This is a genomic window from Halopenitus malekzadehii, from assembly GCF_900108505.1.
Lineage (GTDB): Archaea > Halobacteriota > Halobacteria > Halobacteriales > Haloferacaceae > Halopenitus > Halopenitus malekzadehii.
In genome coordinates this window covers 247,968-273,767 of record NZ_FNWU01000002.1, presented here as the reverse complement: position 1 = coordinate 273,767, position 25,800 = coordinate 247,968, and the positions used below count along the sequence as shown (strand labels likewise).

The 25,800-nt window shown below is 66.7% G+C and carries 24 protein-coding genes, 1 tRNA gene and 1 pseudogene; 10 read left to right on the top strand and 16 right to left on the bottom strand.

What is annotated here, in order from left to right; genetic code table 11:
- The first annotated feature begins 6 nt into the window (after positions 1-6).
- Entirely contained in the window at positions 7-573 is a 567-nt protein-coding gene (locus BLW38_RS06700) for a CinA family protein (RefSeq protein WP_092816233.1), read from the top strand.
- 3 nt (positions 574-576) lie between these two features.
- On the opposite strand, the gene BLW38_RS06695 is transcribed toward BLW38_RS06700, so the two are convergent.
- The 3 genes from BLW38_RS06695 to BLW38_RS06685 form a co-directional block, all read right to left on the bottom strand.
- Complete coding sequence (locus BLW38_RS06695) at positions 577-1,470, bottom strand: hypothetical protein (protein ID WP_092816231.1); 894 nt, start codon at positions 1,468-1,470, stop codon at positions 577-579.
- 165 nt (positions 1,471-1,635) lie between these two features.
- A complete protein-coding gene (gene lwrS / locus BLW38_RS06690; RefSeq protein WP_092816229.1) occupies positions 1,636-2,058 on the bottom strand; it encodes an LWR-salt protein in 423 nt (140 codons plus the stop codon).
- A gap of 11 nt (positions 2,059-2,069) precedes the next feature.
- On the bottom strand, positions 2,070-2,345 hold the full coding sequence (locus tag BLW38_RS06685) for a 4a-hydroxytetrahydrobiopterin dehydratase (RefSeq protein WP_092816227.1): 276 nt from the start codon (positions 2,343-2,345) through the stop codon (positions 2,070-2,072).
- Positions 2,346-2,431: 86 nt separating this feature from the next.
- On the opposite strand from BLW38_RS06685, the gene uppS reads away from it, so the two are divergent.
- Together uppS and BLW38_RS06675 are read left to right on the top strand one after the other, a co-directional pair.
- Entirely contained in the window at positions 2,432-3,361 is a 930-nt protein-coding gene (gene uppS / locus BLW38_RS06680; protein WP_092816225.1) for a polyprenyl diphosphate synthase, read from the top strand.
- Positions 3,362-3,409: 48 nt separating this feature from the next.
- A pseudogene (locus BLW38_RS06675) lies at positions 3,410-4,486 on the top strand (aminopeptidase); the annotation flags it as partial.
- Positions 4,487-4,571: 85 nt separating this feature from the next.
- Here the strand turns inward: BLW38_RS06675 and lrp are convergent.
- Positions 4,572-5,030 carry an HTH-type transcriptional regulator Lrp gene (gene lrp / locus BLW38_RS06670; protein WP_092816221.1) on the bottom strand — a complete coding sequence of 153 codons (459 nt, stop codon included), beginning with the start codon at positions 5,028-5,030 and terminating at the stop codon, positions 4,572-4,574.
- A gap of 126 nt (positions 5,031-5,156) precedes the next feature.
- On the opposite strand from lrp, the gene glnA reads away from it, so the two are divergent.
- Positions 5,157-6,524: a type I glutamate--ammonia ligase gene (gene glnA / locus BLW38_RS06665; protein ID WP_092816219.1), complete on the top strand. Its 1,368-nt coding sequence runs from the start codon at positions 5,157-5,159 to the stop codon at positions 6,522-6,524.
- 319 nt (positions 6,525-6,843) lie between these two features.
- Here glnA and BLW38_RS06660 read toward each other — a convergent pair whose 3' ends face one another.
- Complete coding sequence (locus BLW38_RS06660) at positions 6,844-7,299, bottom strand: 30S ribosomal protein S19e (RefSeq protein ID WP_092816217.1); 456 nt, start codon at positions 7,297-7,299, stop codon at positions 6,844-6,846.
- 174 nt (positions 7,300-7,473) lie between these two features.
- Here BLW38_RS06660 and thiL point away from each other — a divergent pair, with 174 nt between their 5' ends.
- Entirely contained in the window at positions 7,474-8,367 is an 894-nt protein-coding gene (gene thiL, locus BLW38_RS06655) for a thiamine-phosphate kinase (RefSeq protein WP_092816215.1), read from the top strand.
- A 22-nt stretch (positions 8,368-8,389) separates the two neighbouring features.
- On the opposite strand, the gene BLW38_RS06650 is transcribed toward thiL, so the two are convergent.
- Complete coding sequence (locus BLW38_RS06650) at positions 8,390-9,532, bottom strand: site-2 protease family protein (protein ID WP_092816213.1); 1,143 nt, start codon at positions 9,530-9,532, stop codon at positions 8,390-8,392.
- 100 nt (positions 9,533-9,632) lie between these two features.
- Positions 9,633-10,658, bottom strand: a complete 1,026-nt coding sequence (locus BLW38_RS06645; RefSeq protein WP_092816211.1) for a succinylglutamate desuccinylase/aspartoacylase family protein — start codon at positions 10,656-10,658, stop codon at positions 9,633-9,635.
- A gap of 219 nt (positions 10,659-10,877) precedes the next feature.
- Here BLW38_RS06645 and BLW38_RS06640 point away from each other — a divergent pair, with 219 nt between their 5' ends.
- Positions 10,878-12,227 (top strand): RimK family alpha-L-glutamate ligase, encoded by a 1,350-nt coding sequence (locus BLW38_RS06640; protein WP_092816209.1) that lies wholly within the window; start codon positions 10,878-10,880, stop codon positions 12,225-12,227.
- Between the two features lie 225 nt (positions 12,228-12,452).
- Here BLW38_RS06640 and BLW38_RS06635 read toward each other — a convergent pair whose 3' ends face one another.
- Positions 12,453-13,058, bottom strand: coding sequence for a DNA-3-methyladenine glycosylase family protein (locus BLW38_RS06635; RefSeq protein ID WP_245710089.1), 606 nt, complete (start codon positions 13,056-13,058; stop codon positions 12,453-12,455).
- A gap of 105 nt (positions 13,059-13,163) precedes the next feature.
- Here BLW38_RS06635 and BLW38_RS06630 point away from each other — a divergent pair, with 105 nt between their 5' ends.
- The 4 genes from BLW38_RS06630 to BLW38_RS06615 all read left to right on the top strand — a co-directional run bounded on the left by BLW38_RS06630 (position 13,164) and on the right by BLW38_RS06615 (position 16,349).
- The gene (locus BLW38_RS06630) at positions 13,164-15,146 is read left to right on the top strand and encodes a 3-hydroxyacyl-CoA dehydrogenase/enoyl-CoA hydratase family protein (protein ID WP_092816207.1); all 1,983 of its coding nucleotides are present in this window, start codon (positions 13,164-13,166) and stop codon (positions 15,144-15,146) included.
- 129 nt (positions 15,147-15,275) lie between these two features.
- Positions 15,276-15,350 (top strand) — tRNA-Glu (locus tag BLW38_RS06625).
- 74 nt (positions 15,351-15,424) lie between these two features.
- The gene (locus tag BLW38_RS06620) at positions 15,425-15,859 is read left to right on the top strand and encodes a disulfide bond formation protein B (protein WP_092816205.1); all 435 of its coding nucleotides are present in this window, start codon (positions 15,425-15,427) and stop codon (positions 15,857-15,859) included.
- A gap of 94 nt (positions 15,860-15,953) precedes the next feature.
- Positions 15,954-16,349 (top strand): DUF5820 family protein, encoded by a 396-nt coding sequence (locus tag BLW38_RS06615; protein ID WP_092816203.1) that lies wholly within the window; start codon positions 15,954-15,956, stop codon positions 16,347-16,349.
- A 63-nt stretch (positions 16,350-16,412) separates the two neighbouring features.
- On the opposite strand, the gene BLW38_RS06610 is transcribed toward BLW38_RS06615, so the two are convergent.
- From BLW38_RS06610 to thyA, 8 genes are all read right to left on the bottom strand, one after another.
- Positions 16,413-18,350: an acetyl-CoA carboxylase biotin carboxylase subunit gene (locus BLW38_RS06610; RefSeq protein ID WP_092816201.1), complete on the bottom strand. Its 1,938-nt coding sequence runs from the start codon at positions 18,348-18,350 to the stop codon at positions 16,413-16,415.
- 108 nt (positions 18,351-18,458) lie between these two features.
- On the bottom strand, positions 18,459-18,710 hold the full coding sequence (locus BLW38_RS06605) for a DUF5822 domain-containing protein (protein WP_092816199.1): 252 nt from the start codon (positions 18,708-18,710) through the stop codon (positions 18,459-18,461).
- Between the two features lie 79 nt (positions 18,711-18,789).
- Entirely contained in the window at positions 18,790-19,992 is a 1,203-nt protein-coding gene (locus tag BLW38_RS06600) for a redox-regulated ATPase YchF (protein WP_092816197.1), read from the bottom strand.
- Between the two features lie 93 nt (positions 19,993-20,085).
- Complete coding sequence (locus BLW38_RS06595) at positions 20,086-21,708, bottom strand: helix-turn-helix transcriptional regulator (protein ID WP_092816196.1); 1,623 nt, start codon at positions 21,706-21,708, stop codon at positions 20,086-20,088.
- Between the two features lie 90 nt (positions 21,709-21,798).
- Complete coding sequence (psmA, locus tag BLW38_RS06590; protein WP_092816194.1) at positions 21,799-22,644, bottom strand: archaeal proteasome endopeptidase complex subunit alpha; 846 nt, start codon at positions 22,642-22,644, stop codon at positions 21,799-21,801.
- 199 nt (positions 22,645-22,843) lie between these two features.
- Positions 22,844-23,908 carry a CNNM domain-containing protein gene (locus BLW38_RS06585; RefSeq protein ID WP_092816192.1) on the bottom strand — a complete coding sequence of 355 codons (1,065 nt, stop codon included), beginning with the start codon at positions 23,906-23,908 and terminating at the stop codon, positions 22,844-22,846.
- 124 nt (positions 23,909-24,032) lie between these two features.
- A complete protein-coding gene (locus BLW38_RS06580) occupies positions 24,033-24,590 on the bottom strand; it encodes a dihydrofolate reductase (RefSeq protein WP_092816190.1) in 558 nt (185 codons plus the stop codon).
- Positions 24,587-25,609, bottom strand: a complete 1,023-nt coding sequence (gene thyA, locus BLW38_RS06575; RefSeq protein ID WP_092816188.1) for a thymidylate synthase — start codon at positions 25,607-25,609, stop codon at positions 24,587-24,589. The genes BLW38_RS06580 and thyA overlap by 4 nt, the downstream gene beginning before the upstream one ends.
- Between the last annotated feature and the right edge of the window lie 191 nt (positions 25,610-25,800).

Below are 25,800 nucleotides of genomic sequence, written 5' to 3'. Positions count from 1 at the left end.
AGGGGTATGGACGCCGACGCGCCGACCGACCGCGAACTCCCGGACGCGCTCGTCGATGGTCGATGGACCGGCGAGGACCCGATCGAGGCCATCGTGGGCGAGCTGCTTCGGGAACGGGAAGACACGCTGGCCACCGCGGAGTCGTTGACCGGCGGTCTGATCGGATCGACGATCACGGACGTTCCCGGATCGAGCGACTACTTCGACCGCGGGTTCGTGACCTACGCGTACGACGCCAAACGCCAGGAGCTGGCGGTCCCGCGGGAGGCGCTCGACGCCCACGGCGCGGTCAGCAGACCGGTCGCCGAGGCGATGGCGCGCGGGACACGCGATCGGGCCGACACCACGTGGGGGCTCTCGGCCACCGGGATCGCCGGGCCCGGCGGCGGCCGGGACGGCAAGCCGGTCGGACTCGTCTACGTCGGCGTCGCCTATGCCGCCGAGTGGGGGACCGAGGAGTCGTTCGTCGAGGCGGTCCGGTTTCGATTCGACGGCGACCGGACCGCGGTGAAACACAAGAGCGTCGATTCCGCGCTTGCCGTCCTGCTCGCGGCGGTGCGGGAACTCCGATAGCGGTCAGTCGACGGCGACCGGCGGCGTGCTGCCGGTGGCGTCCCCGCCGACGACCACGAGGAGCGTCGGCTCCGACCGGGAGACGTCGCATCCCTCGGCGCGCTCGACGGTGATCGTGACGGATCCGGACCGGGTCGCGTTCGCGCGAACCGGCAGCTCGGCGGTGATGGCGTGGGTCCGCTCCCCGCCGCCGGCGAGCCGGTCCGACCGCTGGTAGCTCCGTGGTTCGTACCGCACTCCGGCGCCCCGGTCGGTCGCGAGAACCCCATCGGACTCGTCGACGCCGACGACACAGCCCTGCAGCGACGGGAGATCGACCGGTCGGGTGAACGGCCCATCGTTGTGAACGGTCATCGTCCCGACCTGGCCGGTGGCCGGAACGATCGCATCCGGCTCGGCCTCGGTCGCATCCGGGGGAACGGTGAGCGTCGCCTCCCCGTCGAGGGTCGCGTCGGCGGTGACGCCGGCGGTGGCCACGTCCGCCCCGACGAACAGGACGGCGACGGCGAGCACGCCGACCAGTCCGTATCGGACCGTTCGGGTCGAGACCACGTCGGGCTCCTGTCGCACCACGTACCCGAGCGCGACGAACAGGCCGGCCGAGACGGCAAGCAGGAGAAACACGCCGGTCTCGGCGAGGTCGTACCGGCTGACCAGGTACGCAACCCAGACGACGTACGCCAGCGACGCGATCGCGTACGCGACCACGTCGAGCGCGTCACGGTCGATCCACAGCCCCACGAGCAGGAACGCGAGGAACGCGAGGAACAGGAGGACGGCCTTCACCGTGATCGAGAGTCCGAACACCACGTCGCGGACGAAGTAGGCGAACGCGCCGAGCGCGAAGAGCACGCCGAGCGCGTAGAGGACCTTGCTGCCGTCGATCTGGAGGTTCATGGAGGGACCGGGTAGGCGATCGACGCGAGTCGGTATCAGTATTGTGGTGAGACCGGATCGATGACACGTTGGTGACGGACCCACGGGGTGGCCGGATCATCACGCCCGTCGCGGATGGCCCGCGCATCGGATTGGGGACGATCACTCACGTACGCGGATCGAGGATCACTCACGGACGTGGATCGAGGACCCGAGGTACGCGTGCAGGACGGCGTCCGGATCGTCGTCCGCGAACGGAGTCGGGTCCGACTCGACGGCGTCCCGCAGGTCACGCAGGTACGACGCGTCCGTCCGGAGCTCGCGAAAGGAGGCGTCGACGATCTCGATCCCGGGCGCATCCTCGAGCCCGAGCCGCTCCCGGAGGGGACGGCGAAACCGTTCGGGGTCGCTTACCTCGCCGTGCCAGAGCCGATCGCGAAACAGGAGCCATCCCTCGCGTCCCGGATCGGGTGCAGGGATCCGGACGATCGTCTCGATCCGGTCGGGCGAGACGGTCGCTGCGGGCGGATCGAACTGTAACGTGACGCCGAAGACGTACGCGGCGCGAGTCTCGTCGGTGGGACCCGTCCCGTGATCACGATCGGCCATTCGCCAGGCGCTCAGTACTCGTCGTTCACGAGGTCGGCGAGTCGGAGATCGCTGTCGGTGATCCCGTCGGCTTCGTGGGTGGTAAACCGGACCTCGACCTCCCCGTAGCCGATCCGGATCTCCGGGTGATGGAACTCCTCCTCGGCGACTTCGCCGACGTTGGCGACGAAGGAAATCCCGTCGAGATAGTCGTCGAACTCATAGACGCGGACGATCTCGTCGCCGTCGCGTTCCCATCCATCCGGGAGACCCCGCTCGACTTCCTCGTCTGAGAGGACATCGGACATACTTGATCCGTTCGTCTCCGGTCTGTTAAGTGTTCGCGCGCACGTCACTCAAAAGACACATATCACCCGGACGTGTTGTCTCGAACGTGCTGCAGCGAGCCCGATCGTGGATCGAGGGGACCTACGAGCGGCTGCTCCGCCGCGAGATCGGCGACACCCCGACACACGTCGCGATCATCCAGGACGGAAACCGCCGATACGCCCGCGAACACGGGGCCGACGCCCCCGAGGGCCACCGCGCGGGCGCCTCGACGACCGAACAGGTGCTGGAGTGGTGTGGCGACCTCGGGATCGAGGAGCTCACACTCTATGCGTTCTCCACGGAGAACTTCGACCGCCCGGACGAGGAGCTCGAACCGTTGTTCGACCTGTTGGCCGAGAAGCTCCGGGAGTTCGCCGACGCCGATCGGGTTCACGAGGAGGGCGTCCGCATTCACGCGATCGGCGCCGTCGACCGCCTCCCGACCCGCGTCAGACGCGCGGTCGAGTACGCCGAGCGCCGGACGGCCACCAACGACGGCTTCCGGCTCAACGTCGCCATCGCCTACGGCGGCCGCAACGAGCTGCTCACGGCGGCCCGGGACGTCGCCACCGACGTCGCAAGCGGGTCGCTTGCCCCCGATGAGGTGGACGTCCGGGAGGTCGAATCCCGGCTCTACCGCGAACCGGTCCGCGACGTCGATCTGATCGTTCGGACCGGCGGTGACGAACGAACCTCGAACTTCCTGCCGTGGCACGCCAACGGCAACGAGGCCGCGGTCTACTTTTGTGCCCCCTACTGGCCCGAGTTCTCCCGCGTCGACTTCCTGCGGGCGGTTCGCACCTACGAATCGCGCGAGGAGTCCTGGCAGCGGGCGCGAACCGACCGCGCCGCCGCGCTGGTCCGTGCCGTCGCCGAGGTCGAGGTCGTCGAGGCCCGTGCCGTCGCGCGCCGGCTGCGGGACCATCTCTCCCGCGGCGAGGCGAGCGACCTCCCCGCGGAGCTATCGAGCCACGATCCGGAATCGGCCGAGTGAGGTGGACCGACCCGAAACCGGTATTCGATCGGAGCCGCCATCGGGGGTATGGACCCACGGATCCGCGAACACGCCGAGACGATCGTCGACCACTCAACGGGGATCGAGTCGGGCGACACCGTCGTGATCCAGCTGCCGCCCGAGGCCGAGGACCTCGCGGTCGCGTTGGCCGAACTGTGCGGGGACCGCGGCGCACAGCCGGTCTGGATCTCGAACGCCGAGCGGTTCAGCCGCGCGTTCAAGCGCGCGGCCGACGGGTTCGAGGAAGCGGCCCACGAACTCGCGATGTACGAGGAGACGGACGTCTTCATCATCGCCCGTGGCGGTGCCAACGTCACCGAAGGCGCCGACGTCGACCCCGAGACCAACGCGGCCTACAACCGCGCCCGGAAGGCGATCAAGGAGGAGCGGCTCTCGAAGACGTGGTGTCTCACGCAGGTGCCGACCTCGGGACACGCCCAACTCGCCGGAATGAGCACGGAGGGGTACCAGAACTTCGTCTACGACGCCGTCTCGCTCGACTGGGCGGCCCAGCGCGAGTTCCAGTCGAATCTCGTCGAGATCCTCGACGACGCCGAGACGGTACGGATCCGGTCGGGCGAGGAGACGGACATCACGCTATCGATCGCCGGAAACACCGCACTCAACGACTACGGCGAGGCGAACCTCCCCGGCGGGGAGGTCTTCACAGCACCCGTCCCCGATGGCGTCGACGGCCACGTCCACTTCGACCTCCCGCTGTACCGGTACGGCCGCGAGATCGAGGACGTCCGGCTCACCTTCGAGGACGGCCGCGTCGTCGACCACTCGGCGGGGCGCAACGAGGACCTGCTGACCGCGATCCTCGAGACCGACGAGGGGTCGCGGCGGCTCGGCGAGCTCGGGATCGGGATGAACCGACAGATCGATCGGTTCACGTACAATATGCTCTTCGACGAGAAGATGGGCGACACCGTCCATATGGCGGTCGGGTCGGCCTACGACGACTGCGTCGGCGAGGGGAACGAGGTCAACGAGTCCGCCGAACACGTCGATATGATCGTCGATATGAGCGAAGATTCGACCCTCGAGGTCGACGGCGAGGTGATTCAGCGGAACGGAACGTTCGTCTTCGAGGACGATTTCGACGGCGTCGACGATGCTGCTCCCGAGGATGCCGGTGATGACGTTCCCGACGACGACGCGGTAGCGTAGTTCACTAGCCAGTCGTTCAGTCGTTCAGCTTGAGCTCGAACTGTTCGTTCTCGGTCACCGCGTTCAACACGACGGACGTGTTCGACTCGCGGATGTCCGCGTCCGTGAGCAGCGACTTGATCTGATCGTTCATCCCGTCGGTGTCCTCAAACTTACCGACCGCGATGACGTCGTAGTCGCCGGTGACCTCATAGACGGAGATCATCCGTTTCTCCGCTCGCAGTCGCTCGGTGATCTCCGGAAGCGCATCCCCTTCGACCTTGAGCTGCACGATCGCGGTGACGTCGTAGCCGAGGTTTCCGTAATCGACGATCGGCGTGTAGCCGTCGATGACGCCCTCGTCCTCGAGGTCGTTGAGGTGGTTCGAGACGGTCGTGACGGACACGTCGAGATCCTCGCCGAGGCTTCGCAGGCTTGCCCGACCGTTGCCCAAGAGTGCGTTTATCAGCTTGGCATCGAGGTTTTCGTACGTCATTACACCGTATCACGTCCTAGGGGGATTAGAACTTTACGAATATCCAATTCCGATCGCGGGTCGGCGGGTTATGCACCAATCGACAAGACCTTTATACTAGGGATATTCGGTTGGGGTGTCCAGAAAATGACGGACGAACACACTACGCCCGACGGCGGCCTCTCCGCCGACGACCAGGCAGTCCTCGACCGCATCGACGAGGAGGACATCGACTTCCTCCGGCTCCAGTTCACCGACATCCTCGGCGTCGTCAAGAACGTCTCCATCCCGGCCCATCAGGCCGAGAAGGCGCTGACCGAGGGGATCTACTTCGATGGCTCCTCGATCGAGGGCTTCGTCCGGATCCAGGAGTCCGATATGCGGCTCATTCCCGATCCGGAGACGTTCGCGGTGCTCCCCTGGCGCAACGATGGCGACGGCGGCGCCGCCCGGCTCGTCTGCGACATCGTCGATACCGATGGCGAGCCCTTCATCGGCGGACCGCGGCAGGTTCTCAAGTCGGTCCTTGCGGAGGCCGAAGAGATGGGATATTCCGTTTCCATCGGCCCCGAGCCGGAGTTCTTCCTGTTCGAGAAGGACGACGAGGGGAACGCGACGACGATCCCCCACGACAACGGCGGCTACTTCGACCTCGCACCCAAGGACCTTGCCTCCGACGTCCGCAAGGAGATCATCTTCACCCTCGAGAAGATGGGCTTCGAGATCGAGGCGAGCCACCACGAGGTCGCCGAGGGACAACACGAGATCAACTTCAAGTACGACGACGCGCTCTCGACGGCGGACAACATCGTCACGTTCCGCGCAGTCGTCCGTGCGGTCGCCGAACAGCACGACCTGCACGCGACCTTCATGCCGAAGCCCATCGCGGAGATCAACGGCTCCGGGATGCACACCCACATCTCGCTGTTCGACGAGGACGGCAACAACGCCTTCGCGGACGACGCCGACGAGTTCAATCTGAGCGAGACGGCCTACCAGTTTATGGGCGGACTCCTGAACCACGCCCCCGCGTTCACGGCCGTGACGAACCCGACCGTGAACTCCTACAAGCGGCTCGTCCCCGGCTACGAGGCGCCGATCTACGTCGCCTGGTCGGACACGAACCGTTCGGCGCTGATCCGCGTTCCGGACGCCGCCGGCGTCTCCGCGCGTTTCGAGGTTCGCAGTCCCGATCCGTCGTGTAACCCCTACCTCGCGCTCGCGACGCTCATCGCGTCCGGGCTCGACGGGATCAAAAACGACGCCGACCCCGGCGACCCGGTCCGTGAGGACATCTACGAGTTCGACGAACAGAAGCGCGAGGAGTACGGGATCGAGACGCTCCCGCCGAACCTCGGACGGGCCGTCGAAGCGCTGGAGGACGACGACGTCGTCCTCGACGCGCTCGGACCCCATACCGCCGAGAAGTTCCCCGAGGCGAAGAATCAGGAGTTCAGCGAATACCTGACGCAGGTCTCCCAGTGGGAAGAGGACCGGTACCTCGAGACGTTCTGACCGGGTGACCCCGGCTCAGAGTCGGTGGTGCGACTATCGGGACCGTTCCTCTTTGGCGCTCCGTTTTTTTGCGACGTCGACGACGATCGAGTACACAGGGACCGTGACCGATCGATCCGGCAGCGGTGAGAATACGTGGTTGCCGACCGCGTCGATCCGATCGTGTCCGCCGTGTCGGCCAGCCGTCCGATCAGACGAAGAAGGCCAGCCCGACCGCGGTCACGATGACGATCGCGAGCCAGACGACACAGATGATCCCCATCTGTCGCGGCGTGAGCGCCTCCCCTTCGAGTACCTTTCCGACGTTCATAGCACGGAGTTAGGCGTATCGCTCGAGTTCGGGGCGGTCGAGGTCCTCGAAGACCGACTCGGCGACCTCGTTGAGGAAGGTGTGGCCCTCGTCGGTGACGCGGCGACCCTCGCCCTGGGCGGTTTCGACGAGTCCCTCCTCCTCCAGAGCCTGCAACGAGGTGCGGATGATCTTTCGGGAGCCGCCGGTGTGTGCACCGGGGGAGACCACGTAGCGGTTCGATCCGCGCTTTTTGCCGCCGTATTCGGTCGCGAGGCGTTCGAGACCGATCGGCTCGTTCGTCGCCACCTTGCGGAGCAGGCTCGCCGAGCGGACGAACCAGAAGTCCTCCTGCTCGGGGGGCAGCTCGCGGTCGGCGCCGGTCTTCGTGAACTGAACCCACTCGGGCTCGTCGATGCGGTCCGCGAGTCGGTCGGCCGCCTCCTCGATGAGGGCGTCCGCCGGGACGTCGTAGAGACTTACCATTGGGGAGTGATTCTTCCCTGTTAGGGTTAAAGGCATCGTCTCGAGAAGCCGCCGTGTGAAGCGGTTTCACTCCCGGTTCCGGCCACCGGGACACTCACGTCATCGATCGAGACGGAGCGGTATGCCGTCGACGCCGTCGAACCTTTTTAAACGGCGGAACCGGAGGGAAACCCGATGGACGAACGCGAGGCGCTGTCCCGGATCGCGGCGAGCCTGCCGGACGCTGGCGACGACGCTGCCGTCGTTGGGTCAACCGTGATAACGACGGATATGCTCCACGACCGGACCGATTTTCCGGCGGGAACGACCCGGTACACGGCGGGCTGGCGGGCAGTCGGGGCGTCTCTCTCCGACGTCGCGGCGATGGGTGCGGACGCGACCGCCGCGGTGGCCGTCTACGCCGACGTCGAGTTCGATCCGGCGACGTTCGAGGCATTCATCGACGGCGCAGTGGATGTCTGTGAATCGGTCGGTGCGCGATACGTCGGTGGGGATCTCGATCAGCACACCGAGTTCACGACCGCGACGACCGCGATCGGCGAGACCGACGCGCCGGTCCGACGGTCCGGCGCTCGCCCCGGAGAGACGGTGTGTGTCACCGGAACGCTCGGCCGGAGCGCCGCCGCACTCGAACTGTTCGAGGCCGAAGAGCGCCTCGAACGCGCGAACGAACTGTTCCGGTTTCCGCCGCGGGTCGAAGCCGGCCGCACCCTCACCGCTCACGCGACGGCGATGATGGATTCCTCGGACGGGTTGGCTCGATCCCTCCATCAGCTCGCGGCCGCAAGCGACGTCGGCGTCGAGATCGACCGACCGGCCGTGCCGATCGATCCCGCGGTCGACGACGTCACGGACACGCCAGAGGACCGCTGGCGGGCGGGGACACGGTTCGGCGAGGACTTCGAACTCGTCTGTACGATCCCCGAGACGGCCCTCGAGACCGCCATCGATCGCTGTCCGGTCGACCTCACGCGGATCGGCTCCGTCGTTCCGGCCGATCGTGGCGTCTCCGTCGACGGCGACCCGCTTCCGGACCGCGGCTATACCCACGGCGACGAGCGAGCGTAGCGACTAGCCCCCTCTGACGCTCTCAGGCCGCGACTATCTGGACCGGCACGAGCATAAAACAGGTCGCGCCGACGAGGAAGGTCACGATTCCGACGAGCAGTCGGGGCCAGCCGAGTTCCGATTCGTCGAGCGGCGTCGCCGGTCCCGAGAAGGCGATCGCGGTGGCGAACAGTCCCCAGAAGGCCCACAGTCCCACGGATTCGTTGATCCCGTAGTCGAGGACGAGGTAGAGGTATGCCGCGATCGAGAACAACGCGCCGGGAACCAGGGCAGCGACCGTTTCCTGGCGCTCGCCGAGCATCGCCCGGGCCATATGGCCGCCGTCGAGCTGACCGACGGGAAGCAGGTTCAACAGCGTGAAGAACATCCCGACCCAGCCGCCGATCACGACCGGATGCACCGCCTTCGTCGGGTCCTCGTACCCGGTCGGTCGGCCGATTGCGTCAGCGATCCACGAGAGCAACGGCGGGTCGTTGAACACGATGACCTCACCGGACCGCTGGAGCACGTACTCCGGAACGGTGATCGGATCGAGCGACAACCCGATCGCGGTCACCACGACGGTCGCGAGCAGGCCCGCGATCGGCCCGGCGGCCCCGATGTCGAAGAGCACCCGCCGGGAGGGGATCCGCCCCTTCATCCGGATGATCGCGCCGAGCGTTCCGAACGGGAAGACGAAGGGGATCACGTACGGCAACGAGACGTTGACGTCGTAATACCGACCGGCGGCGTAGTGGCCGAGCTCGTGGGTCAACAACACACCGAGCACCGCCGCGGTGAACGGCCAGGCTTGCAGGACCGTGAGGGGATCCGACCGGATCGTCGACAGCGGGACGTAATACCACCCGTAGGCACCGACGAACAGCGTCGTGAGGACCGTCGCGATCAGGAGTCCGAGGTTGGTCCACGGGATCCCGTCCGGACGGGTTCCGATCGGCCGCGCGAGGAGGACGTGACCGCCCTCCACCTGCCGGATGTCGATCTCGTAGCCCGCCTCGTAGAACGCCGGCGCGACGCGATCGAGGAACGCACGCTCCGGAACGAGTGATTCGCCGACGTACCGGATCGTCTCACCGTCACGGCGGACCTCCACTAGGTGAAAGAACGTCTCGAGTTCCTCGGGTCGCGGGACGGGAGTCGGGTCCACGTCCTCGCTGTCTGCCATTGATCCGCGGTACGTCATCGGAGCGTATAAATCCCGCGTCGGGGGGTGGATGCGGCGATCGCGGGGGCCGTCGATCGGCGCACGGCGAGGGACGATCGTCTCACGATGATGCCCCGTCCGCGACCGACTGCTCTCGTTTGATAACCCGGCGGACGCCGGCATCGAGTTCGACGAGATGACACAGCGGGTTTCCGGGATACACGACGGGGTTTTCGAGGATCCCGACGAGCAGCCCCGTGAACGGCGCCTCGACGGTGGCGTCGTCATCCTTGAACGGGTTGGTGATCGTCGCGATCCGGTCCCCCTCGTGGACCAACGATCCGCGCTCGTAGTGCATATCCACGATCCCCCCGTCGTCAGCTCGTATCCAGGTCTTCTCGTCTGACCCCGAGATGATCGTGCGCCAGCCCGGCCAGCGAACCGCGGACCGTTCACGGAGGCCGTACTCGGCGAACGTCGAATCGACGCCCGCGAGCGCCTCGTCGATCAAGCCCCGCTGGAACCGATGCGCCTCCCCCATCTCGATCGTGATCGTCGGGATCCCGGCAGCGGTCGATTCTCCGCGGAGCGTCCCGCTCGGGCCCTCACTGTCGATCACGACGTTCGATCCGAACGACAGCGCGAGTCGGTGGACGTCCGGATCGGCCATGTCCGCGCGCACGTGAAGCATGTTCGTCCGTCCGCGGGTCGAGGTGTGAAAATCGAGCCCGATATCGCAGGGCTCGATGAAGTTCGTGAAGATACGGTGGGCCATCCGCTTCGAGCTCGTCGATCCCTCCTTGCCCGGGAACGACCGGTTGAGGTCGCGGTCGTAGACCGGGAGATACCGCTGTTGGGCGAGGAACCCGGGGACGTTCAACACCGGGAGACACACGAGCGTGCCGGCCAACTCCGAGAGGTCCCACTCGTTTGCGACCTCGCGGACGACCTCAATGCCGTTGAGCTCGTCACCGTGGGCCGCAGCCGACAGGAACGCCGTCGGGCCGGGATCCGCACCGTTGATGATGGTGACGGGGATGCGGACGGGGTCCCCGAGATAGGTTTCGCTGATCCCGTACCGGATGTTCTGCCGCTCGCCAGACCCGACTCGCCCCCCGTTATAGGTGAAGGCTTCGTCGTCGCTCATACGTCCCCGAGCGCCGGCGGCGGTATATATATGCCGTCGTGGAGACGTCATCGTGCCGACCCCGTTCTCGACGTCCCCCAGAACGTTTCGAGAGCACGTTTTGCGGGCGCCTCGATGGTGCGATGCGACGAATCGCCACGATACTCCGCCTTCGCGACCACTCCGATATCACGATTGATACCGGATGTTTTTACCCGGATCCCGCCGACCAATCGATCGATGACCGGGGACACCGCTCGCGTCGGGGTATTGTCGTTACACAACAGCAAGGAGACGAAGGCGATCCTGAACGCCATCGAGGACCTCGGCCACGAGCCGTTCTGGCTGCGCAAGGAGAACACCGCGATCGAGGTCACCGACGGGCACGTCAGCATCGAGCCCGACGTCGACGTGGTCCTCAACCGGCTGTTGCTCTCGAACACCGATCAGCCCGCCGAACACCTGGGGCTTGCGACCACCTTCGAGCGCATCCGGCCGATGCTGAACGAGCCCGATGCCGTCCTCGCCGCGATACACAAGTTCGCGGCCGCGGCGACGCTCGCCGACTGGAACGTGCCGGTTCCGGACGCCCTGCTCGCGCTCTCGAACGAACGGCTCAACCAGGGCCGCGAGCGGTTCGGCGACGTCGGCGTCTACAAGACCGCGATCGGCACTCACGGCGGCGGCACCTGGAAGGTAGACCTGACCGAACCGGTCAACCCCAAGGTCGGAAACCGGCAGGCGTTCCTCCAACGCCTGATCGAGCGCGACGACGAGGACCATCGTGACCTCCGCGTCTACGTCGTCGGCGACGAGATCGTCGGCGCGATGTACCGGTACGCCCCGGAGGGCGACTGGCGAACGAACGTCGCCCTCGGCGGCGACGTCGAGAACGCACTCGATGATATGCCCGATGAAGCCGCCGAGATGGCCCTCTATGCCTCCGAGGTGATGGGGCTCGATTACGCCGGCGTCGACCTCATCGAGGGATACGACGGCTGGTACGTCCTCGAAGTGAATCCGACCGCCGGATTCAAAGGACTGTTCGAAGCGACCGGCGTCTCGCCGGCCCCCCACATCGCCAAACTTGCGATCGAGAAGGTCGGCGGCACCGTCGACGAGGACCGAGTCGAGATGCTCGCCGGCACCCTCGACGATTCCCGTCCCTCGTGTGCACCGCCGGTGTCGAAATCCCTCTTCGAGGACACGCCGATCATCGGCTACATCGAGGAGGTCGTCGCCACGGGGACGTCGGGATCCGTCCAGGCGCTCGCCAAGTCCGACACCGGCGCCACCCGAACGAGCATCGACACCTCGCTGGCCGCCGAGATCGGCGCCGGCCCGATAAAGAGTATGACGCGGGTCAAATCCGGCAGCAACAAATCCGGCAAGGCGCGCCCGGTCGTCGATCTGGTGATCGGGATCGGCGGCACCCAGCACACCGTCACGGCAAGCGTCGAGGATCGCGGCCATATGGAGTACCCGCTGCTGCTCGGTCGCGACATCCTCGAACACTACCGGGTCGACGTCCGCAAGCGCGTCGACGACGACCGATCCGACGCCGAGGATCCCGAGCTCCTCGAGGAGTGACTCGACGTTCGCGTTCGCCCCGTCCCCTCACGTAACGCGACCGTTCGAACCGTCGCTGGGACGTAGGTATATACCCGATCACGACACACGCCGCCGCGTGACCTAGCCGTCGTCGCGCGACGGATCGCGGGTGTCCGGTATCCCCGTCGCGTGTGGTTCCTGGTCCGGCGTCGCGTGTGATCTCTGGCCCGGCGACGTCCAGACCCCCGATACCGGCTGTTCGCTTCACCGTTCGTAGGATGCCCAGACGTATCGCGTCCCGTAGCTCCGGTAGGGTCGCCACGGCTCCGCGATCTCCCGCATCTCCCCTCGCGAGAGGTCGTCACCGTCCGCATACAGCTGCTCGATCCCCTTCCGCACGGCGAGGTCCCCGAGCGGCAGCACGTCCTCGCGCCCGAGCACGAAGATGCAGTACATCCGCGCGGTCCAGTCCCCGACTCCGCGGATCCGGGTGAGCTCGGCGATCGCATCCTCGTCAGTCGCGTCCGCGAGCCCTGACGGCGTGAGATCGCGATCACGAAACGCCTCGGCCGCCGACCGGAGGTACTCGACCTTCGTCGCGCTCAGCCCCGCCTCTCGGAGCGATTCCTCGTCACCCGCCAGCACCGTCTCCGGCGTGACGGCACCCCCGAGCACGTCGAACGTCCGTGTTCGAATGGCGTCGGCGGAGGCCGTCGAGAGCTGTTGGTTGATGATCGATGTACAGAGCCGCCGAAACGGCTCCTCGGCGGGCGTAACGTGTAACGGCCCGTGGCGATCGATGAGCTGGCTCACGACCGGGTCCGCCCGGAGCGTCTCCTCCACCGCCGACGGAAGTGGATCCGAATTCACAAGCGCGTGGTAGTCGCTCGGCGCGCATCACGGTTTCGTCCGTGCCTCGCTGCCGTCGCCCGTCGAGGGAAAACGTTGAACCGAGCACGGAGCGACCGACCGAGTATGCGACTCGCCGACGTCGATCAGGTGACGGTTCTCGGTGCGGGGAATATGGGGCACGGGATCGCCGAGCTGGCCGCGCTGGCCGGCTACGAGGTCCGGATGCGGGACATCACCGAGGAGTTCGTTCACAACGGCTACGAGCGCATCGAGTGGTCGCTCGGGAAGTTGGCCGAGAAGGACCGTCTCACCGACGCCGAGGCCGAGGCGGCGCTCGACCGGGTCACGCCGCTCGTCGACGTGGAGGCGGCCGTCGAAGACGCCGACGTCGTGATCGAGGCGGTGCCCGAGACGCTGGAGATCAAAACGGACGTCTACACGGAGGTCGAACGATACGCGCCCGAGGACGCCGTCTTCGCGTCGAACACCTCCAGCATTTCGATCACCGATCTCTCGGAACTGACCGACCGACCGGCGCGGTTCTGCGGGATGCACTTCTTCAACCCGCCCGTTCGGATGGAACTCGTCGAGGTGATCGCCGGCGCACACACGGATCCGGACGTTCTCGAACTGATCGAGGGACTCGCGGAGTCGTTCGGGAAGACGCCGGTCCGCGTTCGCAAGGACAGTCCCGGATTCATCGTGAACCGGGTCCTCGTGCCGCTGTTGAACGAGGCCGCGTGGATCGTCAACGACGGCGACGCGACGATGGCGGCGGTCGATTCGACGGCGACGTTCGACATCGGGCTTCCGATGGGGCCCTTCGAGCTCGCGGATCGGATCGGCATCGACGTCGCCTATCACGTTCTCAAATACCTCCAGGAGGAACTTGGCGACGCGTATCGGCCGTCTCCGCTGATCGTCGAGCGGGTCGAGGCCGACGAACTCGGCAGGAAGTCGGACGTCGGCTTCTACGACTACGAGAACGACGGTGCCACGATCCCCGCCGACGCCGGTGACGACACGATCCGTCACCGGCTGCTTGCGGTGATGGCCAACGAGGTTGCCGGGCTGATCGAACGCGACGTCGCCGATGTCGAGGCGATCGATGAAGCGGTCACGCTCGGGGCCGGCTTTCCCCAGGGACCGGCACGGCTGGCCGACGAGGCAGGTATCGGGATGGTGCTCGAAGTCCTGCGAGATCGGTACGAGAAGACGGGCGCCGACCGATACCGGCCGACCGACGAGTTGATCGAGACCGCCGATCGAGGGGGTTTTTACGCGAACTCGGATGACGCGGCCGATCCCGATCCGGGGACGAACTACGAGACGCTCGACGTTCGCGTCACCGACGAGGGCGTCGGCCGAGTCACGATCGACCGTCCCCACCGGATGAACACGATCACCGAGGACCTGCTGACCGAGTTCGACGCCGCGATCGATGAGTTGGCCGCGAACGATGACGCACGCGCCGTCCTCGTTACCGGTGCCGGCGATCGGGCCTTCTCGGCCGGCGCGGACGTCCAGAGCATCGCCGCGGGCGGGGCTGACCCGATCGAGATCACGGAACTCTCGAAGCGGGGTCAGGAAGTCTTCGGTCGACTCGAGCGGATCGATATGCCGGTCGTGGCCGGGATCGACGGGTACTGTCTCGGCGGCGGGATGGAGCTGGCAGCCACCGCGGACATCCGGATCGCGTCGGCGGGGTCGGAGTTCGGGCAGACCGAGCACAACCTCGGGATTATGCCCGGATGGGGTGGAACCCAGCGACTCCCCCGGATCGTCGGTGAGGGGCGGGCGAAGGAGATCATACTCACGGCCGACCGATACGACGCCGAGACGATGGCGGAATACGGCTTCCTCAACGAGGTCGTCGACCCCGGTGACTTCGAGGACCGATCGATCGCGTTCGCCGCCGACCTCGCCGCCGGCCCGCCGATCGCACAGCGGTACACGAAGCGAGCGATCCACGCGGGACGCACCGACGCCGAGGCCGGACTGGCCGTCGAGGCACAGGCGTTCGGCCAGCTGATGAGCACGGAGGACGTGATGACCGGAATGACCGCCTTTATGAGCGACGAGGAACCCGAGTTCGAGGGCAAGTGACGAGCGCCGCCGGAATCGTTCCGGGCCGTCGGCGTCGTGAGGGCGTCGTCGAAGGGCTGTGTCCAACCCACACGGCGAACGCGATTGAAGGGATTTATTAGGGTCCCGCCATTCCCTCCGAATGCCGACGCTCGGTTGGTGTAGTCCGGCCAATCATGTTGGCCTTTCGAGCCGACGACCAGGGTTCAAATCCCTGACCGAGCATTCTTCTGTGGAGATCGCGACGGTCGGCGGCGGCGTTCTGGATCCTTTATGCCGACGCCGGTTCGATCGTGGATATGCGCACCCGCTCCGTCCTCGGCGGCTGTGCGATCGTAGCCGTGGTCGCCACGACCGGCAGCCTCTGGTTCAGCGAGGGACTGGGACTCGTGCCCTGCGAACTCTGTTGGTACCAGCGGATCCTGATGTATCCGCTCGTCGTGATCCTCGGCGTCGGCACCCTCGAGGGTCGGGTCGGAACGTGGCGGACCACCCTTCCGATCGCCGTCCTCGGGATCGGCGTGTCGGCGTCCCACGTCTGGCTCCAGCTGGCTCCGAGTGCGACCTGTGGGCTCGACGGGGCCTGTACCGCGGTCCAGTGGCGTGGGCTCGGCGTCTTCACGATCCCTCGGCTGTCGCTGCTCGCGTTCCTGCTCGTGACGATCGGGCTTGGCGCCCTGGCGCTAGCCGATCGGGGGATCGTCGACCCGGCTCGGATCGGTGTGGATCGATGACCGGCCGGTGCCGGGCGTTCGCGTCGGTGACCGATCGCGACGGACGTACTCTGGCGAACGCGGGGCTTTCAACCGTTCGCGATCAACGGGCAGTATGAGTCTTCCCGATCTCCCCGATGGCTGGCGCGTCTGGAACGAGGAGCCGAACGGGCGCGCGATCGTCGCGTTTCGGCCCGACGTGTTCACCGAGGACGACTTTCCGGCCGCGTGTCTGCCGACGATCTACCTGACCAACGGCTCGCGCGACCCCCGTCCCGGAGCGGGCCAGTACCAGACCGACGAGTGGCACATCGTGTTGTTCCTCGAGCCGGAGGTCGAGGTCACCGCCGAGACGTACGACGATCGCGAGGCGGCCGTCGACGCGCTCGTCGACCTCGCGGCGGGGTTCGCCGACGGCGCGGTCGACTACCACGAGCCGTACCAGGTCCCCCGTGAGGAGTACCTCACCGAACTCGACCGGCTCACCGGCGATCGGTCCGGGGTCGAGTAGGGGACCGAGCAGGGACGTGGCCGGGGGTGGAGTCGGAGTGGCGTCGACGCCCTCGCCGGCGTCTCACTCGAGCACGACGAGGGGGTCGCCCATATCGACGCTGTCCCCCTCGGTGACGTGCACGCTCGCGACCGTGCCGCCGCGCTCGGCGACGACGTCGTTCTCCATCTTCATCGCCTCCAGCACGCAGACGACCTCGCCGGCGGCAACCGCATCGCCCTCGGTCACATCGACCGAGAGGATCGTTCCCTGCATCTCGGCGTCGATCGCCTCGCCGCCCTCGACACCCTCGACCGCGTCGTCCGTCGTTCCGGTGTCGCCGCCGGCCCCGGACGAGCCATCGGCGTCACTGGGGCCGACGTGGGGCGGGCGACCGGGTCCGCCGGCGCCGGTTCGGCCACCGGATGCGGTCGCGCCGGCGTCCGCGAGGTCCTCGATCGCGGGGATGGCGGGGGCATCCCGCTCCTCGAGGGCGACCTCGAAGCGTTTGCCGTTCACCTCGACGGTAAACTCGCGCTCGCTGGTCTCGACGTCGTCCGCATCGGGTGTCGTGTCCGCGTCCGCGTCCTCGACCGGCGTCCCATCGCCCCAGCGGTCCTGGGCCGCGTCGATCCGGTCGGGATCGAGGGACTCGTCGAGGTAGGTCGTGGTGTGAGTCCCGTCGCGAAAGCGGTCGTCCTCGACCATCAGCCGATGGAACGGGATGATCGTGGTGACGCCCTCGACGTCGTATTCGGCGAGCGCGCGTCGCGACCGATCGAGACACTCCTCACGGTCGGACCCCCAGACGATCAGCTTCGCCACCATCGAGTCGTAGTCGGTGACGAGTTCGTCACCCTGCCTGAGCGCGTCGTCGACGCGGACGCCGATCCCGCCGGGCGGGTCGTAGGTTTCGAGCCGACCGCCGCTGGCCGGCGCGAACTCGTCGGCGGCGTTCTCCGCGTTGATCCGGAACTCGATCGCGTGGCCGTCGAGGTCGACGTCGTCCTGGTCGATCGAGAGGCCCTCGCCGGCCGCGACGCGGATCTGCTCGGCCACGATGTCGACCCCGGTGAGCGCCTCGGTCACGGTGTGTTCGACCTGGATCCGGGTGTTCACCTCGAGGAAGTAGAAGTCGGTGTCGGGTCCGAGCGGCTCGTCGGGGTCGCGGTCGGGATTCTCCTCGACGAGGAACTCGACGGTCCCCGCGTTGGTGTAGTCAGCGGCGGCGACGCCGCGTCGCGCCGCCTCGGCGATGTCGGCCCGGAGTGCAGGCGAGAGCGCGGGGGAGGGCCCCTCCTCGACCACCTTCTGGTGGCGGCGCTGGAGCGAGCAGTCCCGCTCGCCGAGATGGACCACGGTTCCGTCGCCGTCGGCGATGATCTGTACCTCGACGTGTCGTGGGGAGTCGAGATATCGCTCGAGGTAGACGGAGTCGTTCGAGAAGTAGGCTTCACCCTCCCGTTTTGCCGACTCCAGCTGGTCGTCGGCCTCGTCGGCGCTCTCGACGACCTTCATCCCGCGTCCGCCGCCGCCGCCCTCGGCCTTGACCGCAACGGGGTAGCCGTGCTCCTCACCGAACGCACGAACCGCGTCCGCGTCCGCGATCGGTTCGGTGGTTCCGGGGACGATCGGTACGTCGGCCGTCTGCATCACGCGACGGGCCTGGGTCTTCTCCCCGAGGCGTTCCATCGCGGCCGCCGACGGGCCGATCCACGTGATCCCGTCGGCCGCCTCGACGCGCTCGGCGAAGGCCGCGTTCTCCGCGAGAAAGCCGTATCCTGGGTGGATCGCGTCCGCGTCGGCCGCGCGAGCCGCCTCGAGGATCGCCTCCTGATCGAGGTAGGAGTCGGCCGCCCGCGCGGGCCCGACGGTGTAGGCGACGTCGGCGTACCGGACGTGGCCGGCGTCGGCGTCGGCCTCGCTGTAGACCGCGACGGTCTCGATCCCCAGCTCCTCGCACGCGCGCATCACCCGAACCGCGATCTCTCCGCGGTTCGCCACGAGAACCCTGTCGAACATCCTTGTCCGGCCATTTCCCCAGCCGACACCTCATTCTATCGGTTCATCGTGGAAGTGTAGGTCGACGATCGTCGAAATCGTTTGGCTCCCAAACGACATCGACGCCGATCAGTCAGCGTCGACGACGTCGCCGGCCTTCGTCCGTTTCGCGTACGTGTAGACGGCGATCGCTGTCACGAACCAGACTGGTGCGCCGACGCGGATCGCGAAGGCGACGCGGGCGCCCCACGTCGGAAGCGCGACCTGCGTGGACGCCAGCGCGACGATCGGGGCGCCGACGAGGATCGTGACGACGAACGTCGTCTGCATCACCCAGCCGTAATCGACGCCTTCGACCGTGGACCGTTCGACCGGTTGCACGCCGCCGGCTTCGTCCCCGCCGGTTAAGAACTTCCCGGGACCGTCTTCGGGGTCTTCAGGGTCTCGGGGTCTTCAGGACCTACGGTGCGGCCTGCTTCGTGGAGACCAGCTCGATCACGTCGCGATGTTCGAGTTCGTGATCCTTCGATACCTGTCTGTCCGCCCGACAGTCGAGCCCGTGAAGAAGTCCCTCGCCGATGTCCGAGTGGATGTGGAAGGCGAAGTCCTCCGTCGTCGACCCCTCCGGGAGGATGAAGCAGTCCCGGAAGACGCCCTTCTCGTCGGTCGGCCCGTTCGCCGAACCGGGGAAGACCGCGATGCAGCCGAGCACGTTGAAGACCGCGGCCTCGAGCGACGTCTGAACGCCGGTACCGCCGTATTCATCGAGGAACTCCGCGATCCGGTCGAGGCCGGCGGCCTGCTCGTCGTCGAGGTCCGCGAGCACCTCGAAGCCGTCGTCGCCCGCGGTGTAGTCGATCGCGCCGGACTCGTCGGCGTTCTTGAGCGCCTTCTCCGCGTGAGCGCTCGTCGAGACGAACGTGAGGTGGTCGTAGTCGGGATCGGTCGTGATCGCCTCCCAGTTGTCCTGTGCCGCCGGCGTGTCCATCTTGTTGGCCGCGACGATCATCGGCTTGGTCCGCTTGCGGATCTCCCGCGCGAGCTCCTCACGGTCGGCGTCGTCCCACGTCTCGGGGTCGAGTTCGAGTCCCTCGGCAAGTATCACCTGCTTGACCCCGTCCTTCGTGATCCCGAACGCGGAGAGCTGCTCTGCGAGTTCGACCTCGATCGCCGCCTCCGAACCGTGGTACCGTGTCTCGTACTTGTCGATCCCCTTCTCGAGGACGTCGAGGTACCACTGGTCGAGCTCCTCCTCGAGGAAGTCGATGTCCTCGCGGGGGTCGTGTCCCTCGGTCGCCTCGCCCTCGATGTCGGTCGTCCCTGAGAAGTCGACGACGTGGACCAGCACGTCCGTCTCGTTCAGATCGGTGAGGAACTGGTTCCCGAGGCCGCGCCCCTCGTGTGCGCCCGGAACGAGCCCGGCGACGTCGACGAGCCGGATCGGGACGAAGCGCGTTCCCGACCGACAGACGCCGACGTTCGGCGTACAGGTCTCATCGAACTCCGGCGCCGCACACGGCACCCTGACGTACGCCTCGCCCACGCTCGGGTCGATCGTCGTGAACGGGTAGGCACCCTCGGGAACGTCGTTCATCGTCGCCGCATTGAAGAAGGTCGATTTGCCCACCGAGGGCTTGCCGACCAGACCGATCCGATAACTCATTATCCGCGATGGACGCTCGGGGCCTAAAAGCGGCGCGAGACGACGCGTGGTGTGGGGCCTGGGGACAGGGTTCGGGGATCGATGGGGCCGTGGTCACTTCCCGTCGGCGTTCGATTCCCCGTCGTCTGTCCCCTCCTCGGACGCCGACTCGTCGGTCGATGTCTCCGCACCGTCATCGTCGAACGGTGACCCCGCGATGTCGGGTTCGTGACCCTCGAGGCTGACGACGTTCTCGCGACCGACCCGAAGCTTCGAGACGGTTCCCTCGTCGGTCATCTCGGAGAGAAGCACGCTTACCTTCGATTTGGACCACTCCGTTCGGTCGACGATCCGGGATTGTTTGATCCGGCCGCCGTGCTCCCGAAGGATCCGGATGACTCGATCGTCGTCGGAGAGGAGCTCCTCGTCGGGGATCGATGGCGTCGTCGCGGCCGGCTCCGCGTCCGTCTCGGTCGGAACATCGTGGTCGTCGGCTTCGGCTTCGGGTGCCGGTGACCCACCGGCGGTCGTCTCCCGCGCGTGGGATCGTCGGTTCGGATCGGCAGTGTCCCCGTTCGGATCGGCAGTGTCCCCGTCCGGATCGGCGGTCGTATCGTCCGGCCCGCCGATATGGTCGGGGTCCTCGAGGCCGTCGGCAGTCCGGGTTGTGGCTGGACCCTTGCCGCCCACGTTCCGGTCGGTCACCGACGGGGTCGTCGCCGGTGTGCCGGACGGGTCGTCGTGGAGACGGCGTCGGATGACGACGCCGAGGAGCAGTCCGACGACGCCGAGAGCCGCCACGATCGGCACCCATCCGGTGCCGCCGTCGTCCATCTCCTCGGGTCCGCCGGCCGGCCCAGTCGTCATCCCGCCCTCCGATCCGGTTCCGGATCCCGAGTCGTTTCTCGACCGCTCGGTTCCGATCGTCGGGGAGTCGGGGGCGTCGCTTCCGCCGGACGCCGTCCCCTCGCCGGAATCGGTCGCGTTCTCGGCCGCGAAGACCGCCCACGGCCGTCGATCGGTGAACTGGCGCTCACCCTCCCAGGTGACGGACACGCTGTCGGTCAACGCATCGGGGTTCGACCGTGTCCCAGGTGGCTCGACGGATTGAAAGGCGGTCGAGTCGCCCGGCTTGAAGACGAGCTCCTGATCGGGGCCGACGTAGAAGCCGCCCTCGAAGACGTCGCCGACGGTGACCGTTCCGTCCCCGACCACGCCGAACCCGTGCCAGGTGAACCGCAACTCGACGACGCCGATGTCGTTGCCGATCGTCGACCGGACGAACGCGTCACGGCTGAATCCGTCGGCGGCCATCTCCCGGTCGGTCGCGTTCTGGCCGGCGTCAACGAGCCCGGTCGCATCGGCTCGGAAGTTTCGGTAGAGATCGGTCTCATCCGTGCGAAACCGTTCCGCGAACGTCTCGAAGGAATCCCGTTCGTCCGCGGATTCGAGCACGCGTTCGTACCGCAGCGTCCACACGCCGCGCCCGTCACGGTGAACCGTTATCTCGAAGACGCTCCGCTCGAACCCGCCCGAATCGATCTGCGGATCGTGGGGTGTCGGCCCGATCGCCGTCGTCCCCGTGGGATCGGTCCCTCCCACGACGGCGGCGGCGGTTACGTCTCCACCGGCGGCGGGCGTGCCTCCCTCGGCAGCCGTTGGAGCGATAGCTCCGGTGAGTCCCGCAACGAGCAGGACGAAACAGCAGCCGATGCCGATCGCGACTGATCGCCGCATTCGTTCGGAAGGGCTCGCCCGCGAGTAAAAGCGCTTGCGTCCCGCAGTCGGCCCTCTCCGATCTTCGGGACCGTCCGGCGATGGTCCGGGCTACTCGTCGTTCGTCGGTTCGTCGTCGTCCGTTGGTTCGTCGTCGGCGTCCTCTTCAGTCCCGGTGTCGCCCGCGCCGTCGGGATCCGTCTCGTCCGCCGTCTCCTCCTCGTCGTCGACGGCGTCCGCGTCGGCCGGCAGGTCCGGCACGACGTCCGCGATGTCCTCCTCGGACACGACCCGGTAGCCGTCCGCCTCGGTGATGGTCGCGATCGAGAGGTCGGCCGCCGTCAGGTCGTCGGCGTACTCGCCGAGCGCCGTGACCGCGAGTTCGATGCCGTCCTCGAGGGTCAGCGAGTCGGTCCAGTTCTCCTCGAGCGTCGACTGGATCTCCTCGCGGCCGTCGCCGATCACGGTCGCCTTCCACTCGTGGGGGGTTCCGGAGGGATCGGCGCCGAACAGGCGCGGCTCGCCGTTCTCGATCCCGCCGATGAGCAGCGCGGCGCCGTACGGGCGCGTGCCCCCGAGTTGGGTGTTCTCCTGGATGTGGTCGGTGACGTGTTTCGTCAGCGTCTCGATGCCGACCGGCTCGCCGTACCGCAGCTGGTTGACCTGGGTCTGTTGACGCGCCAGGTCGATGAGCTTGCGTGCGTCGGCGACGTGGCCGGCGGAGGCCGTCGCGACGTGGTCATCGAGCTTGTGGAGCTTCTCGATGCTTTCGGCCTCCATCAGCGGCGAGGAGGTCCGGCTCATCGCGGCCAGAACGATCCCCTCGGCGGTGCGGATACCCACGCTCGGCGCGCCGCGCGAGACCGCCTCGCGGGCGTACTCGACCTGGTAGATCCGACCGTCCGGGGAGAACAGCGAGGTTCCGCGGTCGTACGCCTGCTGGTCGTTACCCCTCATCGGTGCCCACCTCGTCGCTGCACTCCGTCGTCGATCATTACCTCTCGATAGCGTCTCGGCGGGGAAAAACCCTCCCTATTGGGATGCACTGTCGCCAACACGAAGTGGACACACTCGACGCTCGGCCTCGACGACTTCGAGTTCAATAGCCGTGATCGTGGTCGGTATCGCTGCAGTGGGTGGATACGTCGGTGCTGATTCAGGTCGACGACTGTCGGTCGAGCGGGTCCTCGAGTTCGCCCATCACCGCTTCGAGGGCATCCGTCGCCGTGAGGAGCCCCACGACTGCACCGTCCTCGAGGACGAGTGCGAGCTCCTGATCCTCGGTTTGGAACTGATCGAACGCGTCGCTGACGTTCGTCTCTGCCGCGAGCGTCATTGGGGGTGCTGCGATCTCGGTGAAGGAGATGGTTCCGTCTATGAGATCTTCGTAGTGGTCGATGATCGACGGTGCGTACACGACCCCGTGAAACGTCGTCAGCTCCTCACCCACCAGCGGAAATCGGGTGTGAGGCGTGTTTCGGATGTGGTCGAAGTTGTCCTCGACTGTGCGGGTGGTTGAGAGGGCAATAATGTCGTTCGCCGGGACCAGTATCTCGCTGACCGCGAGCTCGTCGATATCGAGCGCCGCGAGGACCTCGTCGCGGCGCTCCTCCGGGAGTTCGCCCTCCTCTAGAAGCGAGTGCAACTGGTTTCGGAGTTGGGCTCGTGATTCGAGGATTTCCTCTTCGGTTTCCAGCCACGCCCCAGTCATCTCGATCCCGAACAGCTTGAGCGTGGCTTTGGCGATCCAGTCACCGAGCGTAATGAGCGGGGAGATGAGCCGGTTGAACCAGTACAGCGGCGTCGCTCCGTACCGGCACACCAGCCGGGATCGCTCAACGCCGAGGTAGGTCGGCGTCTGTTCGCCGTGGGTGAGATGCAGGAGATTGATGATTCCGAATGCGATTATGGCCCCCGCACCGATCGACGCAAGCGGGGTCGTCGCAAAATACGGCTCGAACAGCGCAGCTAGTGCCGGTTCAGCGACGATCCCGACTGCGATGCTGGACGCGGTAATCCCGACTTGACACGTCGTGAGATAGATCTCCAAGTTGTTCGTCATCTCCCAGGCCCGTTCGAGGGCCGGGGTGCCATCGATGAACTCCTGCTCGCTGAACTGTCGCGCCCGGGTCAGCGCAAACTCGATCGCGACGAAGAAGCCGTTCGTCAGGATGAGTAATACGCCGGCGATCAGTCGGAGCGACAGCTCAAGCGGGGTCATCACGGCACGCTATCGAGTCGTGGCATAAATAAGCACAGGAAGGCTGTCGGAGCCCCCTACGACTGTACGCCCGATCTGAGGTGGGGGAGTTCGGCGGGCGTTCGTGGTCCGTGCTGGACTCGGCTCACCGGCGACGGTACGTCCGGAACGTGAGCTCGTCGCGCTCGTCACGGTCCGTTTCCGTCCACTCATCGGGGTCCCACTCCGGGAAGTGCGTGTCACCCGCGTAGGACTCGTTGATCTCCGTGAGCACTAGCTCGTCCGCCAGCGGGAGGAATGCCTCGTAGATCGTCGCGCCACCGGCGACGTAGACGGTTTCGACGCCCAGGTCGGCGGCAGCCGCGGCGGCACGGTCGAGCGCGTCCTGAACCCCGTCGGCGCCGACGGCGCCGTCCGGAAGATCGAGATCCGACCGCGAGAGGACGACGTTGACCCGGTCGGGAAGCGGTCCTCCGAGTTGGGCCGCGATGCTCTCGTAGGTCCGCCGGCCGAGGGTTACGGGATGCCCCGTCGTCGTCCTTTTAAAGTGCTCAAGATCTGCCGGATAGTGCCAGGGCATCCCGCCGGAATCGCCGATGATGCCGTTCTCGGCCACCGCGGCGATGAGGGAGATCGTGAGGTCGTCGGGAACGTCGACGTCGGGTCCGTCAGTCGTCGCGTCGGCGTTGGGTCGGTCGCTCATTCCGCGACCGCGAACGTGATCCCGTCCGCGGAGTCGTAGTCGTGAAGCTCGACGTCGTCGAAGGCGAGTTCGTCGAGCGGCTTGTCGGCGATCTCGATGCGTGGCCGCGACCGCGGCTCCCGGGAGAGTTGTTCGAGGAGGCCCGGAACGTGGTCGTAGCCCTCCTTCTCGGCGGGTTCGTCGGGTGCGACTCCCTCGAGCCATCGCTTCACCTCACGGTAGTCGTCGGTCGTCCCGACGTCCGCGAGCCGGTCCTGCAGCCGGTCGAGGTTGTCCGCGTACCACGCGCCGCGATCGCCCTCCCCGCAGTAGACGTGCGCGTCGACGATGCTGTGGCCGAACTCCCCGACCTCGAAGCCCGTCCGCTGAGCGATCGCCGTCGCCAGCAACGAGTAGGCGGCGATGTTGAACGGGACGCCGAGCGCGATGTCGCCGGACCGCTGGGTGAGATGGAGGTTGAGCCGGCCGCCCTGGACGTTCACGACGAACGTGTAGTGACACGGCGGCAGCGTCGAGACGGCCGCGTTGGCGGGGTGCCAGGCGTTCACGACCATTCGGCGGGAGTGCGGGTTCTCCTCGAGGGTGTCGAGGACGTACTGGATCTGGTCGAACGTCCGGTGACGGGTCCCGTCGACGTCCTCCTCGACGGTCACCCACCGGTGTGCGTCCTCGGGCCAACTCTCGCCCGCTAGCCCGTCCTCGGGAACCGGATAACGCCGCCAGAACCGTCCGTAGGCCGTGTCGAGCCGCCCCTCCTCGTCGGCCCAGGCGTCCCAGATCGCGGTGTGTTCTCGAAGGTTTCGGACGTGTTCCTCACCCGAGAGGTACCAGAGGACCTCGTGGATGAGCGAGTTCCATCGGTAGCCGTCCAGCTTCTTGGTGGTCAACAGCGGGAACCCCTCCGCCAGATCGACGGTGTACCCGCCGCTGAAGTTCGCGATCGTGTCCACGCCCGTGCGGTTCGGCTTATAAACGCCCTCCGAGAGGGTCTCGTCGACGAGATCGAGGTACTGTTGCATGGTGGATCGAGGTCGGTTCGACGTCGACCGGCGGACACGCCGCGGCGGTCCGACCGGTCGACGAGCGTTGTCTCGACAAGCGGCGTCGATCTATTAAAACCGCGTCATCCCGAGTCGCGGTCTCCGGTCCCCGTGGATGCTTGGTTCCCGTTGGGTGCCGTCTCCACCGCACGGGCAAACCTTCAGCACGG

What these genes read in the sequence shown, in the direction of transcription:
- BLW38_RS06595 (WP_092816196.1), bottom strand. Translation starts at nt 21,708, where the DNA reads ATGCGGCGATCAGTCGCGATCGGCATCGGCTGCTGTTTCGTCCTGCTC.
- lrp (WP_092816221.1), bottom strand. Translation starts at nt 5,030, where the DNA reads ATGACGTACGAAAACCTCGATGCCAAGCTGATAAACGCACTCTTGGGC.
- thyA (WP_092816188.1), bottom strand. Translation starts at nt 25,609, where the DNA reads ATGCAACAGTACCTCGATCTCGTCGACGAGACCCTCTCGGAGGGCGTT.
- BLW38_RS06645 (WP_092816211.1), bottom strand. Translation starts at nt 10,658, where the DNA reads ATGAGCGACGACGAAGCCTTCACCTATAACGGGGGGCGAGTCGGGTCT.
- lwrS (WP_092816229.1), bottom strand. Translation starts at nt 2,058, where the DNA reads ATGGCCGATCGTGATCACGGGACGGGTCCCACCGACGAGACTCGCGCC.
- BLW38_RS06600 (WP_092816197.1), bottom strand. Translation starts at nt 19,992, where the DNA reads ATGAGTTATCGGATCGGTCTGGTCGGCAAGCCCTCGGTGGGCAAATCG.
- thiL (WP_092816215.1), top strand. Translation starts at nt 7,474, where the DNA reads ATGGACGAACGCGAGGCGCTGTCCCGGATCGCGGCGAGCCTGCCGGAC.
- BLW38_RS06630 (WP_092816207.1), top strand. Translation starts at nt 13,164, where the DNA reads ATGCGACTCGCCGACGTCGATCAGGTGACGGTTCTCGGTGCGGGGAAT.
- glnA (WP_092816219.1), top strand. Translation starts at nt 5,157, where the DNA reads ATGACGGACGAACACACTACGCCCGACGGCGGCCTCTCCGCCGACGAC.
- BLW38_RS06615 (WP_092816203.1), top strand. Translation starts at nt 15,954, where the DNA reads ATGAGTCTTCCCGATCTCCCCGATGGCTGGCGCGTCTGGAACGAGGAG.
- BLW38_RS06660 (WP_092816217.1), bottom strand. Translation starts at nt 7,299, where the DNA reads ATGGTAAGTCTCTACGACGTCCCGGCGGACGCCCTCATCGAGGAGGCG.
- BLW38_RS06580 (WP_092816190.1), bottom strand. Translation starts at nt 24,590, where the DNA reads ATGAGCGACCGACCCAACGCCGACGCGACGACTGACGGACCCGACGTC.
- BLW38_RS06585 (WP_092816192.1), bottom strand. Translation starts at nt 23,908, where the DNA reads ATGACCCCGCTTGAGCTGTCGCTCCGACTGATCGCCGGCGTATTACTC.
- BLW38_RS06695 (WP_092816231.1), bottom strand. Translation starts at nt 1,470, where the DNA reads ATGAACCTCCAGATCGACGGCAGCAAGGTCCTCTACGCGCTCGGCGTG.
- BLW38_RS06650 (WP_092816213.1), bottom strand. Translation starts at nt 9,532, where the DNA reads ATGGCAGACAGCGAGGACGTGGACCCGACTCCCGTCCCGCGACCCGAG.
- BLW38_RS06700 (WP_092816233.1), top strand. Translation starts at nt 7, where the DNA reads ATGGACGCCGACGCGCCGACCGACCGCGAACTCCCGGACGCGCTCGTC.
- psmA (WP_092816194.1), bottom strand. Translation starts at nt 22,644, where the DNA reads ATGAGGGGTAACGACCAGCAGGCGTACGACCGCGGAACCTCGCTGTTC.
- BLW38_RS06620 (WP_092816205.1), top strand. Translation starts at nt 15,425, where the DNA reads ATGCGCACCCGCTCCGTCCTCGGCGGCTGTGCGATCGTAGCCGTGGTC.
- BLW38_RS06685 (WP_092816227.1), bottom strand. Translation starts at nt 2,345, where the DNA reads ATGTCCGATGTCCTCTCAGACGAGGAAGTCGAGCGGGGTCTCCCGGAT.
- BLW38_RS06610 (WP_092816201.1), bottom strand. Translation starts at nt 18,350, where the DNA reads ATGTTCGACAGGGTTCTCGTGGCGAACCGCGGAGAGATCGCGGTTCGG.
- BLW38_RS06640 (WP_092816209.1), top strand. Translation starts at nt 10,878, where the DNA reads ATGACCGGGGACACCGCTCGCGTCGGGGTATTGTCGTTACACAACAGC.